Below are 20,432 nucleotides of genomic sequence, written 5' to 3'. Positions count from 1 at the left end.
CGTGTGGAAGGGCAGGGACCGTGGACTTCACCTTCACCGAGGAGCAGCAGGCGGCGGCCGAGGCGGCCCGCGGGGTGTTCGCCGGGGTCGCACCCGACGCGGTGCCCTCGCCCGCCCTCACCCCGGGCGCCGTCGCCGACGGCTTCGACCGCGCCCTGTGGGACCGGCTGGCCGAGGCCGACCTGCTGAGCCTGCTGCTCACGGAGGAGTACGGCGGCGCGGGCCTCGACCCGATCGCGCTGTGCCTCGTGCTGCGCGAGTCCGCGAAGGTGCTGGCCCGGGTGCCGCTGCTGGAGAGCGTCGCCGCCGCGGCCGCCGTCCAGGCGTACGGCACGGACGAGCTGAAGGAACGCGTGCTGCCCCGCGCCGGACGCGGGGAACTCGTGCTGACGGTCGCCGCGCACGGCCGCACCGGCCATGACCCCGCCGAACTCGCGGTCACCGCCCGGCAGGACGGCCGCGACTGGCTGCTGGACGGCACCCAGACCACGGTCGCCTGGGCCTACGACGCCGATCTCGTCGTCGTCCCGGCCCGCACCCCCGCCGACCGCACGGTCCTCGCGGTGGTGCCGCGCGAGGCGGCCGGGCTCTCGCTCGCCGAGCAGTTCTCGACCAGCGGCGAACGGCTGGGGGAACTGCGCCTGGACGCCGTGCGCATCCCCGCGCGGGACATGATCGACGCCCCGGGCGCCTGGGAGTGGCTACGGCATCTGCTGGCCACGGGGACCTGCGCGCTCGCCCTCGGCCTGGGCGAACAGGTCCTGAGCATGACCTCCGCCTACGCCTCCAAGCGCGAGCAGTTCGGGCATCCCATCGCCACGTTCCAGGCGGTCGCGGTGCAGTGCGCCGACCGCTACATCGACCTGTGCGCGATGGAGGCCGCGCTGTGGCAGGCCGCCTGGCGGATCGGCTCGGGGGTGCCGGGCGCCCTGCCCGCCGCCGCGGACGTCGCCGTGGCCAAGATCTGGGCGTCGGACGGCGTACGCCGTGTCGTGCAGACCGCCCAGCATCTGCACGGCGGCTTCGGCGCCGACGTCGACTACTCCCTGCACCGCTATCACGCCTGGGCCAAGCACCTGGAGCTCTCGCTCGGCCCGGCGGCCGCCCACGAGGACACCCTCGGAGACCTGCTCGCGGCCCACCCCCTGGGCTGAACGTGCCCTCGGCGGCCGGCTAGTCCGCCGCGACGCCTCAGAGGACGAAGCCCGGCTGCCCCTCGTCGGTGACCACGGGCCGTCCCGAGGCGGCCCACACCTGCATGCCGCCCTCGACGTTCGCCGCGTCGACGCCCTGCTGGGCGAGGTACATCGTGACCTGCGCCGAACGTCCTCCGGAACGGCAGATCACATGCACCCGCCCGTCCTGCGGCGCGGCCTCGGTCAGCTCGCCGTAGCGCGCCACGAACTCGCTCATGGGAATGTGCAGGGCACCCTCGGCGTGACCCGCCTGCCACTCGTCGTCCTCGCGGACGTCGAGCAGGAAGTCGTCGTCCTTGAGGTCCGTGACCTCGACCGCCGGTACGCCAGATCCGAAATGCATACTCCGACGCTACCCGACCCGCGCCCCGCGCCGGGGCGCCCGCGTCACCGGGGGCTCAGACGCCGGTGCCGTCCGCCGAGCTGCCGTGTCCCTGCGCGAGCAGCCCCGCCAGCTCGTTCTCCCGCTCGGCGACCTGCGTCAGCAGCTGCTCGGCGATCTCGTCCAGCAGCCGGTCGGGGTCGTCGGGAGCCAGCCGGAGCATCGCCCCGATCGCGCTCTCCTCCAGCTCCCTGGCGACCAGGGTGAGCATCTCCTTGCGCTGGGCGAGCCACTCCAGGCGGGCGTACAGCTCCTCCGCCGCGCTCGGCCCCTGCTCCTCGGGCTTCGGACCGGCCGCCCACTCCTCGGCCAGCTCCCGCAGCAGGGCCTCGTCGCCCCGGGCGTAGGCGGCGTTGACGCGGGTGATGAACTCCTCGCGCCGGGCCCTCTCGTCGGCCTCCTGGGCCAGGTCCGGATGCGCCTTGCGGGCCAGCTCGCGGTAGAGCTTGCGGGCCTCGTCGCTGGGGCGCACCCGCTGCGGCGGGCGCACCGGCTGGTCCGTGAGCATCGCCACGGCCTCCGGGAACAGCCCCGAGTCGTCCATCCACCCGTGGAACAGCTCTTCGACGCCGGGCATCGGCATCACCCGGGCCCGTGCCTCGTCGGCCTTGCGGATGTCCTCGGGGTCGCCGGTGCGCGCGGCAACGGCCTCGGCGATCCGGGCGTCCAGCTCGTCGAGCCGGGCGTACATCGGGCCGAGCTTCTGGTGGTGCAGCCGGGAGAAGTTGTCGACCTCGACGCGGAAGGTCTCCACCGCGATCTCGTACTCGATCAACGCCTGCTCGGCAGCCCGTACGGCCTTCTCCAGCCGCTCCTCGGGCCGTGCCCCGTCCGCCTGCGCGGCCGCTCCCGCGGGCACCTCGGCGTCGCCGGGCGCCGCCGCGTCGGCGGTCTCGGCCTGGGACTGCTCAGCTTCCGGCGTAGTCACCCGCCCAGCGTAGGCCACCCGGCCGCCGGCTGTTCGAACACCGCCGCTCCGCCCGGCTCCCGCACCCTCACACCCCCAGCTCCGCCGCGATCCGCCCCGACCGCACGGCCGCCACCAGGTCGGCGTGATCCGCCTCGGTCCGGTCGGCGTAGGCGACGGAGAACGCGGCTATCGCCTCGTCCAGCTCCTCGTTCTTGCCGCAGTAGCCGGCGATCAGACGCGGGTCGGCGCTGTGCGCGTGGGCCCGGGCCAGAAGGGCGCCGGTCATCCGGGCGTAGTCGTCGATCTGGTCGGCGGCCAGCGCCGCCGGGTCCACGCTGCCCTTGCGGTTGCGGAACTGGCGCACCTGGAAGGGCCGCCCCGCCACCGTCGTCCACCCCAGCAGGACGTCGCTGACCACCTGCATCCGCTTCTGCCCGAGCACCACGCGCCGCCCCTCGTGCTCCGGCTCCGGCACCTCGAACCCGGCCGTCGCCAGATGCGGGACCAGGGCCGACGGCCGCGCCTCCTTCACCTGGAGGACCAGCGGCTCGCCCCGGTGGTCCAGGAGCAGGACGACATAGGACCGTGTGCCCACGCTGCCCGTGCCGACGACCCGGAACGCCACGTCGTGCACCGCGTGCCGCGCCAGCAGCGGATGCCGGTCCTCGGGGAGCGTGTCCACGTAGCCCTCCAGGGACGCGACGACCGCCGCCGCCTCCTCGTCGCCGACCCGGCGCAGCACCGGCGGCGCGTCCACGAACCGGCGCCCGCCGTCCTCGGTCCGTTCGGTCGACTTCGCCGCGAAACGGCCGCTGGTGTTGGCCCGCGCCTTCTCCGCGACCCGCTCCAGGGTGCCGAGCAGGTCGTGGGCGTCGGTGTGGGAGACGAGCCGCTCGTCCGCGATGGCGTTCCACGCGTCCAGGGCGGGGAGCCGGGCCAGCAGCCGCATGGTGCGCCGGTAGGCGCCGGCCGCGTCCAGCGCCGCCAGCCGGCACACGTCCTCGTCCGCGCCGGCCTCCCGGCCCGCGAGCACCAGCGAGGTGGCGAGCCGCTTCAGGTCCCACTCCCAGGGGCCGATCAGGGTCTCGTCGAAGTCGTTCAGGTCGATGACCAGGCCGCCGCGCGCGTCGCCGTACAGCCCGAAGTTCGCCGCGTGCGCGTCTCCGCAGATCTGCGCGCGGATCCCGGTCACGGGGCTGCGGGCCAGGTCGTACGCCATGAGCCCGGCCGAACCGCGCAGGAAGGCGAACGGCGTCGCCGCCATCCGGCCCACCCGTATCGGCGTCAGCCCGGGGATACGGCCGGCGTTGGACTCCTCGACGGCGGTCACGGCGTCCGGGCGGGCGCCGTCCACGTCGAAGCGGGCGTGCTCACCGCGCGGGAGCCGCTCGCGCAGCGCCTTCCCCTCGGCCTTCGGCGCCCCATCGGCGTCCCGGTCCGCGAACCCGCGCACACGCGGCAGCGAACGACGCACAGGGCCCGGACCCGACTCCGACTCCGCCACACCTGCCGAGCGCTCCGCAACGACCTCGGTCATGACGACCGCCTCCCCCACATCCAGCGCTGTGCACATCCCGCACGAACATCAACTCGTGCCGACCGTACAGCCGGTGGCCGAAACGCGTCAGTGCCTGTGGACAACTCCGGACCTGTGGAAAACGAACCCGGGTACCACCCGGAGAAGGGCGCCTCAGCAGCCCCCCGGCCGATCCCTCTCCGGCAGATGCTTCATCGCCCACCCGCCCAGCTCCTTGAGCGCGGGCTCCAGCGCGGCACCGGCCTCCGTCAGGCGGTACACCACGCGCAACGGCGGCCCCTCGTACACCTCACGCACCACGAGCCCCGCCGCCGTCAGCTCCGTGAGCCGGTCGGACAGCATCCGCTCGCTGATCCCGGGGATGGCCCGGCGCAGGGAGACGAAGTAGGCGGGGCCCGTCGTCAGCACGGACACGATCGGACCGGTCCAGCGCTTGCCGAGCAGCTGGAAGACGCGGGTGATGCCGTCGTCCACCTGCTTGCAGCTCGCTACGTCGTGACTCTCCTCACCCGCCATGCCTCAAGGGTACTGGCCTTCCCGTGTGGGGATGAAAAAAAGTAAGTGACTGTGCTATCCATAGTCGAGTACGAAGTTAAAGCCCCTGAGGAAAGCTTCACCCTCATGGCGGCAGCTCACCCCTATACGCCCTTTTGATCCTCTTTTTGGAGACGTCATGGCCACCCTGCTGCACATCGACTCCTCGGTCTTCCCGGCCGGAACCTCCTCGTCCCGCACCGTCACCGACGCCTTCCGGCGGACCTGGGAGGAGCAGCACCCCGGCGGCACGGTCATCCACCGCGACCTCGCCGCCCACCCGGCGCCGCACATCTCGGCAGCCGCCCACACCGCCGGCTTCGCGGACCCGGCCACGCACTCCCCCGAGCAGGCCGCCGCCTTCGCGGAGCGCGTGAAGCTGATCGAGGAGCTGGAGTCCGCCGACGCCGTCCTGGTCGGCGCGCCGATGTACAACCTGACGATCCCGTCGACGCTCAAGGCGTGGCTGGACAACGTGATCCTGGTCGGCCGCACCGTCGGCGAGGACGCGTCGCTGAAGGGCACCCCGGTCACCGTCGTCGCCAGCCGCGGCGGCGCGTACGGGCCGGGCACCCCGCGCGAGGGATACGAGTACGTGCAGAACTACCTGTCGGCGATCTTCACGGACTTCTTCGGCGCCGACCTCACGTTCATCGTCCCGGAGCTCACCATGGCCCCGGCCGACCCGAAGATGGCCGACCTGGTCCCCCTGTTCGAGGCCTCGCGCGAGCGCGCCCTCGACGAGGCCGCCACGACGGCCAAGACGCTCGCGCAGCGCCTCGCGGCCTGACATCCGCGGGCCTCTGACCTGAGAGCTTCATCACAGGACGGGCCGTCAGAGGCGGCCCGCCGCCCGCCCCTCGCGGGGGCGACGTGGCGAACACAACAGAAGAGGCGGCACCGTGTGAACGGTGCCGCCTCTTCGTCTGTGCGCGAGGGGGGAGTTGAACCCCCACGCCCTTGCGGGCACTGGAACCTGAATCCAGCGCGTCTGCCTATTCCGCCACCCGCGCATTGGGTGTGTCCTCAGGGCCTTTCCGTGCGGTCCGGCGCCTTCCGACACCCAGAACATTAGCACGCTCGCCAGGGTGGATTCACATCCCTTATCCCCAGGCAGCCGCCGTGCGACCGGCGTACGGACGACATGCGCGCGCCGACCAGCACAGTCGCGTCGCGACCCCCGCGCGGTGCCCTCGCGGCCCCGGCGCCGACGACTCCCCGCATCACACCTCACCAGGCCACAGCCACGTCCGCTCCGTATCGGGGAGAACTTGTTCACGTATCAACCTCGTACCGGTACCCGGCTTCTCCCCATGACCGGGCCGGGGTCCACGGTCAGGTGCGGGACACTGGTCTGCGGCCCCCTCTACGATCCATGGCAGGACAGCGTCCACAAGGAGTTCGAAGGGGAGCTCCGAGGGGAACTTCGAGGGCGTCGACACCCGTCGACCGGGCCGACAGGGGGAACCAGCCGATCGACCGGCGCGTGGATACGATCAGTAAGCAGTACCAGGTAAGGCAGTACCCGCCCCGCGGGATGCAGGACGCAGGCAACGACGGAGGAGGTGCCCCATGGGAGTCCTGAAGAAGTTCGAGCAGCGTCTCGAAGGTCTGGTCAACGGCACCTTCGCCAAGGTGTTCAAGTCCGAGGTGCAGCCGGTGGAGATCGCCGGAGCGCTCCAGCGTGAGTGCGACAACAACGCCACGATCTGGAACCGCGACCGCACGGTCGTCCCCAACGACTTCATCGTGGAGCTGAGCGCACCGGACTACGAGCGGCTGAGCCCCTACTCGGGCCAGCTCGGCGACGAGCTCGCGGGCATGGTCCGCGACTACGCCAAGCAGCAGCGCTACACCTTCATGGGACCGATCAAGGTCCACCTCGAGAAGGCCGACGACCTCGACACCGGTCTGTACCGGGTGCGCAGCCGCACCCTCGCCGGTTCCACCGACCAGCAGGCCGGCGGCCCCGGCCCCCAGCGGCCCGCCCCGGCCGGACGCCCCGGCGCCCCGGGCGGCTACGGCTACCCGCCGGCCGCCGCGCCCACGGGCGCCCCGCCGATGCCTGCCGCGCCGCCTCCCGGCGGACGTCCCGGCGGCTACGGATACCCGCAGCCCGCCGGCGGCCCCCGGCCGCCGGCCGCTCCGGCGCCCGGCGGACGCACCCGCTACTGGATCGAGATCAACGGCACCCGCCACCAGATCTCCCGCGCCACGCTCGTGCTGGGTCGCAGCACCGACGCCGACGTGCGGATCGACGACCCCGGCGTCTCCCGCCGGCACTGCGAGATCCGGACCGGAACGCCCTCGACGATCCAGGATCTCGGGTCCACCAACGGCATCGTGGTGGACGGGCAGCACACCACCCGCGCTACGCTCCGCGACGGCTCGCGGATCGTCGTGGGCAGCACCACCATCATTTACCGGCAAGCCGAAGGGTGAAGCGGGGGCAATGTCAGAGCTGACCCTCACGGTCATGCGGCTGGGTTTCCTGGCCGTTCTGTGGCTGTTCGTGATCGTGGCCGTGCAGGTCATCCGCAGCGACCTGTTCGGTACGCGTGTCACCCAGCGCGGGGCCAGGCGAGAGGCCGGACGGCAGCAGCAGGCCGCCCGGCAGACGGCGCCGCCGCAGCAGCGCGGCCAGCAGGGCGGCGGCCGCCAGCGCCGTAACGCCCCGACCAAGCTGGTCGTGTCCGAGGGCACGCTCACCGGCACCACCGTCGCCCTCCAGGGGCAGACCATCACCCTGGGCCGGGCGCACGACAGCACGATCGTGCTGGACGACGACTACGCCTCCAGCCGGCATGCCAGGATCTACCCGGACCGCGACGGCCAGTGGATCGTCGAGGACCTTGGCTCCACCAACGGCACGTACCTCGACCGAACGCGGCTGACGACCCCCACGCCTGTTCCGCTGGGCGCGCCGATCCGCATCGGCAAGACCGTCATCGAGCTGCGGAAGTAGTACGAACATGAGCGAGCGGAGCGAGCACGCAGCGGTGGCCCCCACCCCGGGCCCCGGCGCGCTCCCGACCGGAGGGTGGGCACCGTGCGGATGTACCCGGAGCCGACGGGCGAGGTGCGCATGAGTCTGTCACTGCGCTTCGCCGCCGGATCGCACAAAGGCATGATCCGGGAGGGCAACGAGGACTCCGGATACGCCGGACCCCGCCTGCTCGCCATCGCCGACGGCATGGGCGGCGCGGCCGCCGGCGAGGTCGCCTCCTCCGAGGCCATCTCCACGATCGTCGCGCTCGACGACGACGTCCCGGGCTCCGACCTGCTCACCTCGCTCGGCACCGCCGTGCAGCGCGCCAACGACCAGCTGCGCTCCATGGTCGAGGAGGACCCGCAGCTGGAGGGCATGGGCACCACGCTCACCGCCCTGCTGTGGACCGGGCAGCGCCTCGGCCTCGTCCACGTCGGCGACTCGCGCGCGTACCTGCTGCGCGACGGCGTGCTCACCCAGATCACGCAGGACCACACCTGGGTGCAGCGGCTGGTCGACGAGGGCCGGATCACCGAGGAAGAGGCCACCACCCACCCCCAGCGCTCGCTGCTGATGCGCGCCCTGGGCAGCGGCGACCACGTGGACCCGGATCTGTCGATCCGCGAGGTCCGCGCCGGCGACCGCTATCTGATCTGCTCCGACGGCCTGTCCGGCGTCGTGTCCCACCAGACCCTGGAGGACACGCTCGCCAGCTACCAGGGCCCCCAGGAGACGGTCCAGGAGCTGATCCAGCTCGCCCTGCGCGGCGGCGGCCCCGACAACATCACGGTGATCGTCGCGGACGTCCTCGACCTGGACACCGGGGACACCCTCGCCGGGCAGCTCTCCGACACCCCGGTCGTGGTCGGCGCGGTCGCCGAGAACCAGCAGCACCACCTGCACGACAACGGCATCATGCAGACGCCCGCGGGCCGCGCCTCCGGGCTCGGCCGCCAGGTGCCCGGCCAGGGCGGGGGCGGCGAGTTCGGCCCGCCCGGCTCCGGCGACACCACCGGCTATGTGCCGACGGGCGGCTTCGGCGCCTACACCGACGACGACTTCGTCAAGCCCGGCAAGGGCCGCAGGTGGCTGAAGAGATCCCTCTACTCGGTCCTCGCGCTCGCCGTCATCGGCGGCGGCCTCTACGGCGGCTACCGCTGGACGCAGACGCAGTACTACGTCGGCACCAACGACGAGCATGTCGCGCTGTACCGCGGGATCAGCCAGGACCTGGCGTGGGTGTCGCTCTCGAAGGTCGAGAAGGACCACCCCGAGATCGAACTCAAGTACCTGCCGCCCTACCAGCAGAAGCTGGTGGAGGCGACCATCGCCGAAGGCGGTCTGAAGGACGCGCAGGCGAAGATCGACGAACTGGCGCTGCAGGCGTCCGCGTGCAAGAAGCGGGCCGAACGCCAGGCCGCCGAGAGCGAGAAGAACGCGAAGACGGGCGAGGGCGAGGCCGGAGGCACCACGGGAACCACCCGTACCTCCCTCACGTCCAAGGCGACATCGACGCCGTCGCCCAACTCGTCCACTTCACCTCCCTCGTCCACCTCCCCGACACCGACTGCGACGCCAAACCCCGGCCCGACCCTCTCGGAGGAAGAGCAGAAGGTCGTCTCGAACTGCGGTACGCAGTAGGCAAGCCGTGAGAGGCCCCGTCACACGATGAGCAGTACTACGAACTCGCCGACGCACCACACGTCCACGATCGGCGCCATCGGAGCGCCGAGCCGCCGCAACACCGAACTCGGGTTGCTGGTCTTCGCGGTCGTGATCCCGGTGTTCGCCTACGCCAACGTGGGTCTGGCGATCAACGACGAAGTGCCGGCCGGCCTGCTCGCCTACGGCATCGGCCTGGGCCTGCTGGCAGGCATAGGCCATCTCGGCGTACGCAAGTTCGCGCCGTACGCGGACCCGCTGCTGCTGCCGCTCGCGACCCTGCTGAACGGGCTCGGGCTGGTCATCATCTGGCGCCTGGACCAGTCGAAGCGGCTGCAGGCCAGCAAGGACTTCGTCGAGGCGGCGCCGCGTCAGCTGCTGTACTCGGCCATGGGCATGGCCCTGCTGGTGGCTGTACTGATCTTCCTCAAGGACCACCGCGTCCTGCAGCGCTACACCTACATCTCCATGGCCGGAGCGCTGCTCCTGCTGATCCTCCCGCTGATCCCGGGACTCGGGGCGAACATCTACGGCGCCAAGATCTGGATCAAGATCCCCGGCCTCGGCACGCTGCAGCCCGGCGAGTTCGCGAAGATCGTCCTCGCGGTGTTCTTCGCCGGCTATCTCATGGTCAAGAGAGACGCCCTGGCGCTGGCCAGCCGCCGCTTCATGGGCCTGTACCTGCCCCGCGGCCGTGACCTCGGACCGATCATCGTCGTATGGATGATCTCGATCCTCATCCTGGTCTTCGAGACCGACCTCGGTACGTCCCTGCTGTTCTTCGGGATGTTCGTCATCATGCTGTACGTCGCCACCGAGCGGACCAGCTGGATCGTCTTCGGTCTGCTGATGTCCGCGGTCGGCGCCGTGGGCGTGGCGAGCTTCGAGCCGCACATCCAGACGCGTGTGCAGGCCTGGCTCGACCCGGCGCGCGAGTTCAAGCTCAGCCGGGCGGGTGAGCTCGGCCACACCGAGCAGGCCATGCAGGCCCTCTGGGCCTTCGGCTCCGGCGGCACCCTCGGCACCGGTCTCGGCCAGGGCAACTCCGACCTCATCGGCTTCGCCGCCAACTCCGACTTCATCCTCGCCACCTTCGGCGAGGAGCTGGGCCTGGCGGGCGTCATGGCGATCCTGCTGATCTACGGCCTGATCGTCGAACGCGGTGTGCGCACGGCCCTCGCGGCCCGCGACCCCTTCGGCAAGCTGCTGGCCGTCGGCCTGTCCGGCGCCTTCGCCCTCCAGGTCTTCGTCGTCGCCGGCGGTGTCATGGGCCTCATCCCGCTGACCGGTATGACGCTGCCCTTCGTGGCGTACGGCGGTTCCTCCGTGATCGCCAACTGGGCCCTGATCGGCATCCTGCTGAGGATCAGCGATACGGCCCGCCGCCCCGCGCCGGCCCCGGCGCCCAACCCCGACGCCGAGATGACCCAGGTGGTCCGCCCGTCATGAACAAGCCCCTGCGCCGGATCGCGATCTTCTGCGGACTCCTCGTACTGGCCCTGCTGATCCGGGACAACTGGATCCAGTACGTCCAGGCCGACGAGCTGAGGACCGACAAGAACAACCGTCGCGTCATCATCGAGCGCTACAGCACCCCGCGCGGCAACATCATCGTCGACGGCAAGGCCATCACCGGCTTCAAGGAGACGACGGGCAGCGACTTCAAGTACAAGCGGACCTACGTGAACGGCCCGATGTGGGCGCCGGTCACCGGGTACGCCTCGCAGGCCTTCGGGGCCACGCAGCTGGAGTCCATCGAGGACGGCATCCTCACCGGCAACGACGACCGCCTGTTCTTCCGCAACACCCTCGACATGATCACGGGTAAGGAGAACAAGGGCGGCAACGTCGTCACCACGCTCAACGCCGCCGCGCAGAAGGCCGCGTACGACGGTCTGAAGGCGCGGGGCGGCAAGGGCGCCGTGGCGGCCATCGAGCCGTCCACCGGCAAGATCCTGGCGCTGGCGTCCTTCCCGTCGTACGACCCGTCGTCCTTCGCGGGCAACTCCACGACGACCGACACCAAGGCGTGGACGGGCCTGCAGAAGAAGAACAACCCGGCCGACCCCATGCTCAACCGGGCGCTGCGCGAGGTCTACCCGCCCGGCTCGACCTTCAAGGTCGTCACCGCGGCCGCCGCGCTGGAGCACGGCCTCTACACGGACGCGGACGAGAAGACGGACTCCCCCGACCCGTGGACCATGACGGGGACGAACACCAAGCTTCCCAACGAGGGCAACATCCCCTGCAAGAACGCGACGCTGCGGGTCGCCCTGCAGTACTCCTGCAACACCGTCTTCGGCAAGGTCGGGGCGGACCTCGGCAACGAGAAGATGCTGGAGACCGCGAAGGCGTTCGGCTTCACCGAGGAGCAGTTCACCCCGGTCCGCGCCACCGCCTCCATCTTCTCCGACGACATGAACCCCTCGCAGACCGCGCTGTCCTCCATCGGCCAGTTCAACACCGCCGCGACGCCGCTGCAGATGGCCATGGTTGCCTCCGCGGTCGCCAACGGCGGCACGCTGATGAAGCCGTACATGGTCGACGAGCTCCAGACGCACAACCTGGACGCCATCGAGAAGACCGACCCGGAGGAGCTGGGCAAGCCGCTGTCGGCGGAGAACGCCCAGATCCTGCAGTCGATGATGGAGACGGTCGTCGAGAAGGGCACCGGCACCAAGGCGCGGATCCCGAACGCGACCGTGGGCGGCAAGACCGGTACCGCGCAGCACGGCGTGGACAACAGCGAGAACCCGTACGCGTGGTTCATCTCCTACGCCAAGGTCGACGACAGCGCGCCCGTGGCCGTGGCCGTGGTGGTCGAGGACGAGAACGCCGTCCGTGACGACATCTCCGGCGGCGGTCTGGCGGCGCCCATCGCGAAGAGCGTCATGGAGGCGGTCATCAACAGCAAGAAGTGACCCCGCTCACGTCCCCTTCACATCGGTGCACGTTGCGATACCGGTCCTGTATCGGGTTACGGGCTTGGCCAGGTCACGCAGGATGAGCCGGGTACGGTATGCCCGGACGGACCACCGCCACACCCACAAGGGTGAGGGCGGGACCGACGGAGAGGGCTGGTAGGTAGCTATGGAAGAGCCGCGTCGCCTCGGCGGCCGGTACGAACTGGGCCAGGTGCTCGGTCGTGGTGGCATGGCGGAGGTCTACCTCGCGCATGACACCCGGCTCGGCCGCACCGTGGCGGTGAAGACGCTGCGGGCGGACCTCGCGCGCGACCCGTCCTTCCAGGCCCGGTTCCGCCGGGAGGCCCAGTCGGCCGCCTCGCTCAACCATCCCGCGATCGTGGCGGTCTACGACACGGGCGAGGACTACATCGACAACGTGTCGATCCCGTACATCGTCATGGAGTACGTCGACGGGTCCACGCTGCGTGAGCTCCTTCACAGCGGCCGCAAGCTGCTGCCTGAGCGGGCGATGGAGATGACCATCGGCATCCTCCAGGGTCTGGAGTACGCCCACCGCAACGGCATCGTCCACCGGGACATCAAGCCTGCGAACGTCATGCTGACGCGCAACGGCCAGGTCAAGGTCATGGACTTCGGCATCGCCCGCGCCATGGGTGACTCCGGGATGACGATGACGCAGACCGCGGCCGTCATCGGCACCGCCCAGTACCTCTCGCCGGAGCAGGCCAAGGGCGAGCAGGTGGACGCCCGCTCGGACCTGTACTCCACCGGCTGTCTGCTGTACGAGCTCCTGACGGTCCGTCCGCCGTTCGTCGGCGACTCCCCGGTCGCGGTCGCGTACCAGCACGTACGGGAGGAGGCCCAGGCCCCGTCGGTCTTCGACCCCGAGATCACGCCCGAGATGGACGCGATCGTGCTGAAGGCCCTGACGAAGGACCCGAACTACCGGTACCAGTCGGCCGACGAGATGCGTGCCGACATCGAGGCCTGCCTCGACGGCCAGCCCGTCGCCGCCACGGCCGCGATGGGGTCCGTGGGCTACGGCGGCTACCCCGACGACCAGCCGACGACGGCCCTGCGCCAGCAGGACGCCGGCGCCACGTCGATGCTGCCGCCCATGAACCCGGACGACGGCGGCTTCGGCTACGACGACCGCGTCGACCGGCGCCGGCAGAAGAAGTCCAACACCTCCACGATCCTGCTGGCGGTCGCCGCCGTGCTGGTCCTGGTGGGCGCCATCCTCATCGGCAAGTGGGTCTTCGACGGCAACACCGCGAGCAACGACTCCGTGGCCGTCCCGAGCCTGATCGGCGAGAGCGAGAACGCCGCCCGGGAGCTCCTCGCCAACGTCGATCTGAAGCTGGGCGAGGTCAAGAAGGACGAGTGCGAGAACCAGCCCAAGGGCAAGATCTGCTCGCAGAGCCCCGACTCCAAGAGAGAGGTCGACAAGGGCTCCACCGTCGACGTCGTGGTGTCCACGGGCGCCCCGAAGGTGACGGTGCCGAGCGTGATCGGGATCAGCCTGGAGGACGCCCGGGAGAAGCTCGAGGGCGACGACTTCCAGTTCACGATCAAGACCGAGACGCGTGAGGTCTCCGCCGAGGAGCCCGGCACCGTCCTCGATCAGGACCCGCAGCGCGGCGAAGAGGTCGAGAAGGGCTCCACGATCACCCTGACCGTCGCGAAGGAGCAGGTGCAGTCGACCGTCCCGGACGTCGTCGGACGTACCTGTGACGAGGCGAAGGCGCAGATGCAGGACAGCGACCTGACCGGCAACTGCACCGAGGTCGAGACCCAGGACCCGAACCAGGTCGGCAAGGTCATCTCGACGTCCCCGACGGCCGGCAGCAAGGTCGACAAGAACTCCACGGTGACCATCCAGATCGGCAAGCAGGCCGCGCAGAAGGCGCAGATGCCCAACGTCGTCGGTCAGACGCTCGGCCAGGCCAAGCAGACCCTGGCGCAGGCCGGGTTCACGAACATCCAGTTGGAGAACGGCAGCGACCAGAACGACAACGCCCTCGTCGTCCGGCAGGACCCCAACGCCGGCCAGCAGGTCGACCCCGCGAAGACCACGGTCAAGCTGACCACGGTCGGCTTCGGCGGCGGGGACAACAACGGAGGCGGCAACAACGGCGGCCCCTTCGGCTGACAGCACCGCATAGAAGAGCCCCGGTGTCCTCTCCAGGACACCGGGGCTCTTTCACGTCCGGATCAGCGCAGCTCCTCCGGCGGCGTGCGCTGTTCGTCGACCTTCTCGACGCGCTCCAGTTCGCCCCACACGACGTACCGGTAGCGGCTCGTGTAGATCGGGGTGCAGGTCGTCAGGGTGATGTAGTGGCCCGCCTTGGTCTTCCCGGACTCCTTCGGGACGTCACCGAGGACCTGGACGTTGTACTTCGAGGTCTCGGGTAGCACCGAGTAGACCTTGTAGACGTACCACTTGTCCTTCGTCTCGAAGACGATCGGATCGCCCTCGGCGAGCTTGTGGATGTTGTGGAACTTCGCGCCGTGCCCGTCCCGGTGCGCCGCGAGGGAGAAGTTGCCCTTCTTGTCCGACGTCGGCAGCGTCGCCTTGACCGGGTCGGTGTAGTACCCGGCCACCCCGTCGTTGAGGATCTTCGCCGTCGTGCCCTTCTCGACGAGGATCTCGCTCTTGGTCATCGCGGGGACGTGCAGGAAGCCGATGCCGGCCCCCGAGTCGAACTCGGCCGGGCGCCCGGAACCGTCGTCCTGGTGCGCCCAGTTGTCCCGGACCTTGTCGGCCTCCTTGTCGGCCGCGCGGTCCGCGAGGACGTTCGTCCACCACAGGGAGTAGACGACGAACAGGCCCATCACCAGGCCCGCCGTGATGAGGAGTTCGCCGAAGACGCTGATCACCGCCGCGACGGGACCCAGCCGGCGGCGTTCCGGCCGGCGCGGGGACTGACGCGTCGCGGAGCGGTCCGCGTACTCGGTGTCGTCGGTGGTCGCTGCCACGTTCATCTGCCCTTAACTGACGAGCGCATCCGGCTTGCCCTTGCTGCGCGGCCGTTCCTCGACCATCTTGCCCCAGACGATCATTCGGTACTTACTGGTGAACTCCGGCGTGCACGTGGTGAGCGTGATGTAGCGGCCCGGTTTGGTGAACCCCGATCCCGGCGGGACCGGCTCCAGCACCCTGACGTTGCTCGGCGAGGTCACCGGCAGGATCGACGCCATCTTGTACACGAAGAACTTGTCCTGCGTCTCCACGACGATGTCGTCGCCCGGAGTGAGCCGGTTGATGTACCGGAACGGCTCGCCGTGGGTGTTGCGGTGCCCGGCCAGCCCGAAGTTGCCGGTCTTGGCGTCCGGCATCGCCGTCTTGAGCTTGCCCTCGCCGTAGTGGCCGACCATGCCCCGGTCGAGCACCTGCTTGTTGCTGATGCCCTCGGCGATCGGGACGACGACGTCCAGCTTGGGGATGTGCAGCAGGGCGAAGCCCTGGCCCGGCTCGAAGCTGCCCGGGTTGCGCTTGCCGCTCGCCCAGTCGTTCTGGAGGCTGCTGGCCTCCTTGTCCGCCTGTGCGTGCGCCCGGATGTTCGTCCACCACAACTGGTAGCTCACGAAGAGCAGCATCAGCACGCCGGTGGTGATGAACACCTCGCCGATGGCCCGGCTCGCCAGCGTGGCCGGGCTGGTCCGGCGGGCGCGCGCCTGCCGTCGGGCCTCCAGGCGCGAGCGGGGGGCTCCCGGGGCGTCCTGGTCCGCCTCCGCGGCCGCCGCGTCCGGCCGGCCGGCGCCACGGCGTCCGTGACGCCGCTTGGCGGCCTTCCTGCGGGCCGCACGGCCGCCCATGGGGGAATCGTCGGCGGCCTCCGCGGAACGGGCGGCAGAACGCGATCCGGCGGCGGCAGCGGTGTCGGCTATCCGCAGCGCCACGGTCTCGTCGTCCGGCGGCGGTATGTACGCCGGCTGCTCCTGTCGGACGTGCTGCGGGTGCTGCGGCCGAGTGTGCTGCGGCTGAGTGTGCTGCGGCTGGGCGTACGGCTCCTGGTACGCCTCCGCGCCGTACGTCGTCTCCGCGCCGTACGTCTGCGCCCCGTACCGCTCGCTGCCGTAGCCGTCGGCGCCGTAACCGCCGCCCTGGTCCGCGGCGGCGGACGCCGCGCCGCCGTACCAGTCCCCGTGCGCACCGGGGTCCCCGTACGGCTGCTGCCCGTACGAGGTGCCCTGGTCGCCGGCCCCGCCGTAGGAGTCCCCGGAGGACTGCCCGTAGGCGGTGCCGGACTCGCGCTCGGGGCGCAGCGCGGTCACGCCGTGGCCCTGCCCACCACCGGGGCGAGCCCCGCCGACCTCGCCACCGCGCCCTCGTCGCCGCATGCGGCCAGCCAGTTGGCCAGCATCCGGTGCCCGTGTTCGGTCAGCACCGACTCGGGGTGGAACTGCACTCCCTCGACCGCCAGTTCACGGTGGCGCAGGCCCATCACGATGCCGTCGTGGGTGCGGGCCGTCACCTCCAGCTCGGCCGGCACGGTCGCCGGCTCCGCGGCCAGCGAGTGGTAGCGGGTGGCGGTGAACGGCGTCGGCAGCCCCGCGAAGACGCCCTTGCCCTCGTGCTCGACCAGCGAGGTCTTGCCGTGCAGCAGCTCCGGGGCCCGGTCCACCACACCGCCGTACGCCACCTGCATGGACTGCATGCCGAGGCAGACGCCGAAGACCGGGACGCCGGTCGCGGCGCAGTGCCGGACCATGTCGACGCAGACCCCGGCCTGCTCGGGCGTGCCCGGGCCCGGTGAGAGCAGGACGCCGTCGAAGCCGTCCTGGGCGTGGGCCGTGGAGACCTCGTCGTTGCGCAGGACCTCGCACTCGGCGCCCAGCTGGTAGAGGTACTGGACCAGGTTGAAGACGAAGCTGTCGTAGTTGTCCACGACGAGGATGCGCGCGCTCACTGGTTGTCCACCGTCACATCGTTGAAGGGCAGCAGCGGTTCGGCCCACGGGAAGACGTAGTTGAAGAGGACGTAGACCACGGCCATGACCAGCACGAGGGAGATCAACGCCCTCACCCATGCGTTCCCCGGCAGATGCCGCCAGATCCAGCCGTACATGCCGTCCCTTCCGTCGCACCACGGCACCAGAATCACGCCGTACGGTCACCAGACTAACGGCGCAGGGCCTTCGGTTTCCCGGCCTCCACAGGCTGCGTGGAGTCCAGGTGGGCCCACACGATCAGCCGGTGACTGTGCCCCCACTCGGGATCGCACGTGGTCAGCGTCAGATAGCGGCCCTCACGCGTATACCCCGACTTACGCGGCACAGGGTCGATCACCTCAATGTCGGAGGGCACTGTTTTGTAGGGGCCTTTGTCGATCCTGTACGTGAACCATGAGGTTCCGTCCGTCAGCACCACCGCGTCACCCGGGCGCAGCCGGGGGAAGTTTTTGAAGGGGTCGCCGTAGGTGCGCCGGTGCCCGGCGACCGAGAAGTTGCCCTTCTGTCCCAGCTGGGCGGTGTTCGCGTAGTGCCCAAGCCCTTTCTTCAGGGTCTTGGTGGCGGTGCCCTCGAGCACCGGCTTGTTCCACGTGAAACCAAGCCGCGGGATGTACATGATCGCGAAGGGCTTGTCCGCCGTGTAGGGGTCGGGCTCCGGCGGGCTCGCGGGCGTCTGCGGGGCGCCGGGGGCCCCGGACGCCGAGGGCCGCACGGCGGCCTTGGCCCACCGCTCCTGTAACTGGTCGATCTGGTCGTCCATGACCGTGTCGGCCCGTACGCCGGTCCAGAACAGCACGTAGACGACGAAGAGGACGATCACCGTGCCGACGGTGACGCAGAGCTCGCTGACGGTCCTGACGACGACGCGCACCGGCAGCTCCAGTGAGGCTCACTCCACGGGCTTGGCGTACTGCAGATCCACTGTGCCCGAGTAGCCCGGCAGAGTCACCGTCCCGTCCTCGGTGACTTTCCAGCCGAGCCCGTAGACGTTGACGTAGAGCATGTAGTTCTGGATCGCCGGCGAGGCCGCGAGGGCCTGCCGCATCTTCTCCGGGTCCCCGACAGCCGTGATCTTGTACGGCGGGGAGTAGACGCGGCCCTGGAGGATCAGGGTGTTGCCGACACAGCGCACGGCGCTCGTGGAGATCAGCCGCTGGTCCATGACCTTGATCCCCTTGGCGCCGCTCTCCCACAGCGCGTTGACCACGGCCTGGAGGTCCTGCTGGTGGATGACCAGGTAGTCCGGCTGGGGCTCGGGATAGCCGGGGAGCTTGGCGGTGGCGTCCGGCGGGGCGTCGTCGAGCGTGACGGTGATCGCCTCGCCCGTCAGCTTCTGCGTCCCGGCCCGCGCCTCCAGCGCGGTCAGCTTGGCGTCCTCGGCCTTGGTGCTGCCGTCGTCCCGCTCGGCGAGCGCCTCCACGTCCTCGCGCAGGGCCGCGTTGGTCTCGTCGAGCCGGCCGTTCTCGTGGCTGCGCTCCTGGATGAGGTCGGAGAGCTTCAGCAGCGAGGCGTCCGTACGGATGTCGGTGCCCCTGGCGGTGCTGAAACTGGTGAAGAAGATGAGGCCCGCGAGGGCGAAGACAGCCGCGGTGAGCACGCGCACCGGACGGAATCGGCCACGGACAGGGCTGGATCCCGTACCGGGGGAGTCGGCAGAATTGCTCAACGTACCCTTATCTCCTTCGGCGCCGCGGAAGCACTACGCTAACGGACGCCCGGGGGAGCCCACAGTGTCCCCTTGTACGCTGCCCCGAGCCCGACCCCAGTTCCCTGCGCGGCCACGCAGCGCATCGACAGGAGAGACCCTCGTGCCGAAGTCACGTATCCGCAAGAAGGCCGATTACACGCCGCCGCCGTCGAAGCAGGCGACCGCCATCAAGCTGACCAGCCGGACATGGGTCGCGCCGGTCATGCTCGCCATGTTCGTCATCGGTCTCGCCTGGATCGTCGTCTTCTATGTGACCGACGGTTCCCTGCCGATCGACGCGCTCGGCAACTGGAACATCGTGGTGGGCTTCGGATTCATCGCCGCCGGATTCGGTGTCTCCACGCAGTGGAAGTGACGGCCTGAGAAGGGCGTGAAGCCGCGGTCGCCTCGCGGTGAACGCAGCTCTGCCCACGGCTATCCACTGAGTTATCCACAGCGGTTTTCCACAGTGTTGAAAAAGAACGACGATCTGTGGATAACCCACTGGGCATTGACGCCGGTGTGACGGAACTACCGGTGATCATGATCTATCGAAAGCTTGTTCGCCCCCTGTCTGACCTGCGGAAACGTTGGTTCGCAGCAGGGGGCGACTCGCTGTCCGCACACTGTGCACAAGATCCGCCACCCGCTGTGGACAACTGTGCGTCTCAGGTGACAGGACCCGCCGCTCAGGTGAGCTGAAGGGTTCTGAGCACCGTCAGGAGAACGGCCACCGCGAGGACCCCGGCGACCGTGCCGTACTGGATCAGCGAGCGGCGCTCCCGCGGGGCGTGGACCATGGCGTACCCGATGACGACACCGGCCACCAGACCGCCGATATGGGCCTGCCAGGCGATGTTGCTCCACCCGAAGGTGAAGATCAGGTTGATCACCAGCAGGGCGATGATCGGGCGCATGTCGTACTGGAGGCGGCGCATCAGCACGGCCGTCGCACCGAACAGGCCGAAGATCGCGCCGGACGCCCCGAGCGAGGCCGTGGTCGGCGCGGCCAGCAGATAGGTGAGGGCGCTGCCGGCGAGCCCCGAGCCGAAGTAGAGCGCGAGATAGCGGGCCCGGCCGAGCGCCGCCTCGAGCGGGCCGCCGAGCCACCACAGGCTGAGCATGTTGAAACCGAAGTGCCAGATCGCCTCGTGCGTGAACATCGAGGTCACCAGGCGGTACCACTCCCCGTCCGCGACACCCGAGGTGATCTGGAAGGGGGCGGGCGGCCAGGTACCGATCAGGTAGAGGTCGTGCAGCAGGGAGGGGCTCGCCTTCACGGCGATGAACACTGCGAGATTGATCCCGATGAGGATCTTGGTGACCAGGCGGGGATCGGCGGCGATGCTGCCGCCCGCGAGGGTGCGGGGCCGGGCGGCGTCCGGGGCGTGGCCGGTGCCGGAGCCGGTGCGGACGCACTCGGGGCACTGGAAGCCGACGGAGGCGCTGATCATGCACTCCGGGCAGATGGGCCGGTCGCAGCGGGTGCAGCGGACACCGGTCTCGCGGTCCGGGTGGCGATAGCAGACGGGCAGGCTCTGGGCGTCCTGCGGGCTACCCACCGGCTGGTCCATCGGTTCCCCTAGGTCGTCGTCCGCGGCGCACAGACTCATACACCGCCCCGCCCATCCTTACGGACGAGCGGGGCGATTG

At 70.0% G+C, this 20,432-nt stretch carries 20 protein-coding genes and 1 tRNA gene; 9 read left to right on the top strand and 12 right to left on the bottom strand.

Annotated features, from left to right (window positions below; genetic code table 11):
• Window positions 1-20: 20 nt before the first annotated feature.
• Window positions 21-1,154, top strand: coding sequence for an acyl-CoA dehydrogenase family protein (locus KBY32_RS15810; protein WP_210980481.1), 1,134 nt, complete (start codon window positions 21-23; stop codon window positions 1,152-1,154).
• A 37-nt stretch (window positions 1,155-1,191) separates the two neighbouring features.
• Here the strand turns inward: KBY32_RS15810 and KBY32_RS15805 are convergent, their stop codons facing one another.
• The 4 genes from KBY32_RS15805 to KBY32_RS15790 form a co-directional block, all read right to left on the bottom strand.
• A complete protein-coding gene (locus KBY32_RS15805; RefSeq protein ID WP_108707810.1) occupies window positions 1,192-1,539 on the bottom strand; it encodes a rhodanese-like domain-containing protein in 348 nt (115 codons plus the stop codon).
• A 55-nt stretch (window positions 1,540-1,594) separates the two neighbouring features.
• Entirely contained in the window at window positions 1,595-2,506 is a 912-nt protein-coding gene (locus tag KBY32_RS15800; protein ID WP_210980480.1) for a J domain-containing protein, read from the bottom strand.
• A 67-nt stretch (window positions 2,507-2,573) separates the two neighbouring features.
• Complete coding sequence (locus tag KBY32_RS15795; RefSeq protein WP_210980479.1) at window positions 2,574-4,025, bottom strand: DUF2252 domain-containing protein; 1,452 nt, start codon at window positions 4,023-4,025, stop codon at window positions 2,574-2,576.
• 153 nt (window positions 4,026-4,178) lie between these two features.
• Window positions 4,179-4,541 (bottom strand): helix-turn-helix domain-containing protein, encoded by a 363-nt coding sequence (locus KBY32_RS15790; protein WP_055621087.1) that lies wholly within the window; start codon window positions 4,539-4,541, stop codon window positions 4,179-4,181.
• A 157-nt stretch (window positions 4,542-4,698) separates the two neighbouring features.
• On the opposite strand from KBY32_RS15790, the gene KBY32_RS15785 reads away from it, so the two are divergent.
• Entirely contained in the window at window positions 4,699-5,349 is a 651-nt protein-coding gene (locus tag KBY32_RS15785) for an FMN-dependent NADH-azoreductase (RefSeq protein ID WP_055621086.1), read from the top strand.
• Window positions 5,350-5,488: 139 nt separating this feature from the next.
• Here the strand turns inward: KBY32_RS15785 and KBY32_RS15780 are convergent.
• A tRNA-Leu gene (locus KBY32_RS15780) sits at window positions 5,489-5,572 on the bottom strand.
• Window positions 5,573-6,131: 559 nt separating this feature from the next.
• Here KBY32_RS15780 and KBY32_RS15775 point away from each other — a divergent pair.
• The 6 genes from KBY32_RS15775 (at window position 6,132) to pknB (ending at window position 14,289) form a co-directional block, all read left to right on the top strand.
• Window positions 6,132-7,001 (top strand): DUF3662 and FHA domain-containing protein, encoded by an 870-nt coding sequence (locus tag KBY32_RS15775; RefSeq protein ID WP_210980478.1) that lies wholly within the window; start codon window positions 6,132-6,134, stop codon window positions 6,999-7,001.
• 10 nt (window positions 7,002-7,011) lie between these two features.
• Window positions 7,012-7,524 carry an FHA domain-containing protein gene (locus KBY32_RS15770; protein ID WP_055621084.1) on the top strand — a complete coding sequence of 171 codons (513 nt, stop codon included), beginning with the start codon at window positions 7,012-7,014 and terminating at the stop codon, window positions 7,522-7,524.
• Between the two features lie 90 nt (window positions 7,525-7,614).
• Window positions 7,615-9,189 carry a Stp1/IreP family PP2C-type Ser/Thr phosphatase gene (locus KBY32_RS15765; RefSeq protein WP_210980579.1) on the top strand — a complete coding sequence of 525 codons (1,575 nt, stop codon included), beginning with the start codon at window positions 7,615-7,617 and terminating at the stop codon, window positions 9,187-9,189.
• Window positions 9,190-9,216: 27 nt separating this feature from the next.
• A complete protein-coding gene (locus KBY32_RS15760; protein WP_055621083.1) occupies window positions 9,217-10,659 on the top strand; it encodes an FtsW/RodA/SpoVE family cell cycle protein in 1,443 nt (480 codons plus the stop codon).
• Entirely contained in the window at window positions 10,656-12,131 is a 1,476-nt protein-coding gene (locus KBY32_RS15755; RefSeq protein ID WP_210980477.1) for a penicillin-binding protein 2, read from the top strand. The genes KBY32_RS15760 and KBY32_RS15755 overlap by 4 nt, the downstream gene beginning before the upstream one ends.
• Window positions 12,132-12,300: 169 nt before the next feature.
• Complete coding sequence (gene pknB, locus KBY32_RS15750) at window positions 12,301-14,289, top strand: Stk1 family PASTA domain-containing Ser/Thr kinase (protein WP_210980476.1); 1,989 nt, start codon at window positions 12,301-12,303, stop codon at window positions 14,287-14,289.
• A 62-nt stretch (window positions 14,290-14,351) separates the two neighbouring features.
• Here the strand turns inward: pknB and KBY32_RS15745 are convergent, their stop codons facing one another.
• The 6 genes from KBY32_RS15745 to KBY32_RS15720 are packed head-to-tail and all read right to left on the bottom strand — an operon-like array spanning window position 14,352 to window position 18,758.
• Window positions 14,352-15,122, bottom strand: a complete 771-nt coding sequence (locus tag KBY32_RS15745) for a class E sortase (RefSeq protein ID WP_210980475.1) — start codon at window positions 15,120-15,122, stop codon at window positions 14,352-14,354.
• Between the two features lie 6 nt (window positions 15,123-15,128).
• Window positions 15,129-16,415 (bottom strand): class E sortase, encoded by a 1,287-nt coding sequence (locus KBY32_RS15740; protein WP_210980474.1) that lies wholly within the window; start codon window positions 16,413-16,415, stop codon window positions 15,129-15,131.
• Entirely contained in the window at window positions 16,412-17,050 is a 639-nt protein-coding gene (locus tag KBY32_RS15735) for an aminodeoxychorismate/anthranilate synthase component II (RefSeq protein WP_055621079.1), read from the bottom strand. The genes KBY32_RS15740 and KBY32_RS15735 overlap by 4 nt, the downstream gene beginning before the upstream one ends.
• The gene (locus KBY32_RS15730; protein ID WP_107096718.1) at window positions 17,047-17,208 is read right to left on the bottom strand and encodes a hypothetical protein; all 162 of its coding nucleotides are present in this window, start codon (window positions 17,206-17,208) and stop codon (window positions 17,047-17,049) included. Before KBY32_RS15730 ends, KBY32_RS15735 begins: the two co-directional genes overlap by 4 nt.
• Window positions 17,209-17,261: 53 nt before the next feature.
• Window positions 17,262-17,963: a class E sortase gene (locus KBY32_RS15725; protein ID WP_210980473.1), complete on the bottom strand. Its 702-nt coding sequence runs from the start codon at window positions 17,961-17,963 to the stop codon at window positions 17,262-17,264.
• 18 nt (window positions 17,964-17,981) lie between these two features.
• Window positions 17,982-18,758, bottom strand: a complete 777-nt coding sequence (locus KBY32_RS15720; RefSeq protein WP_210980472.1) for a DUF881 domain-containing protein — start codon at window positions 18,756-18,758, stop codon at window positions 17,982-17,984.
• Window positions 18,759-18,900: 142 nt separating this feature from the next.
• On the opposite strand from KBY32_RS15720, the gene crgA reads away from it, so the two are divergent.
• Window positions 18,901-19,155: a cell division protein CrgA gene (gene crgA, locus KBY32_RS15715; protein WP_055621076.1), complete on the top strand. Its 255-nt coding sequence runs from the start codon at window positions 18,901-18,903 to the stop codon at window positions 19,153-19,155.
• Window positions 19,156-19,468: 313 nt separating this feature from the next.
• On the opposite strand, the gene KBY32_RS15710 is transcribed toward crgA, so the two are convergent.
• Window positions 19,469-20,353 carry a rhomboid family intramembrane serine protease gene (locus KBY32_RS15710; protein WP_210980471.1) on the bottom strand — a complete coding sequence of 295 codons (885 nt, stop codon included), beginning with the start codon at window positions 20,351-20,353 and terminating at the stop codon, window positions 19,469-19,471.
• Window positions 20,354-20,432: the final 79 nt, after the last annotated feature.

Origin of the sequence: Streptomyces sp. RK62, from assembly GCF_018070255.1 — a bacterium.
GTDB lineage: Bacteria > Actinomycetota > Actinomycetes > Streptomycetales > Streptomycetaceae > Streptomyces > Streptomyces nigra.
Note: the sequence above shows the minus strand (reverse complement) of the source record. Positions and strands in the feature narration are given on the sequence as shown.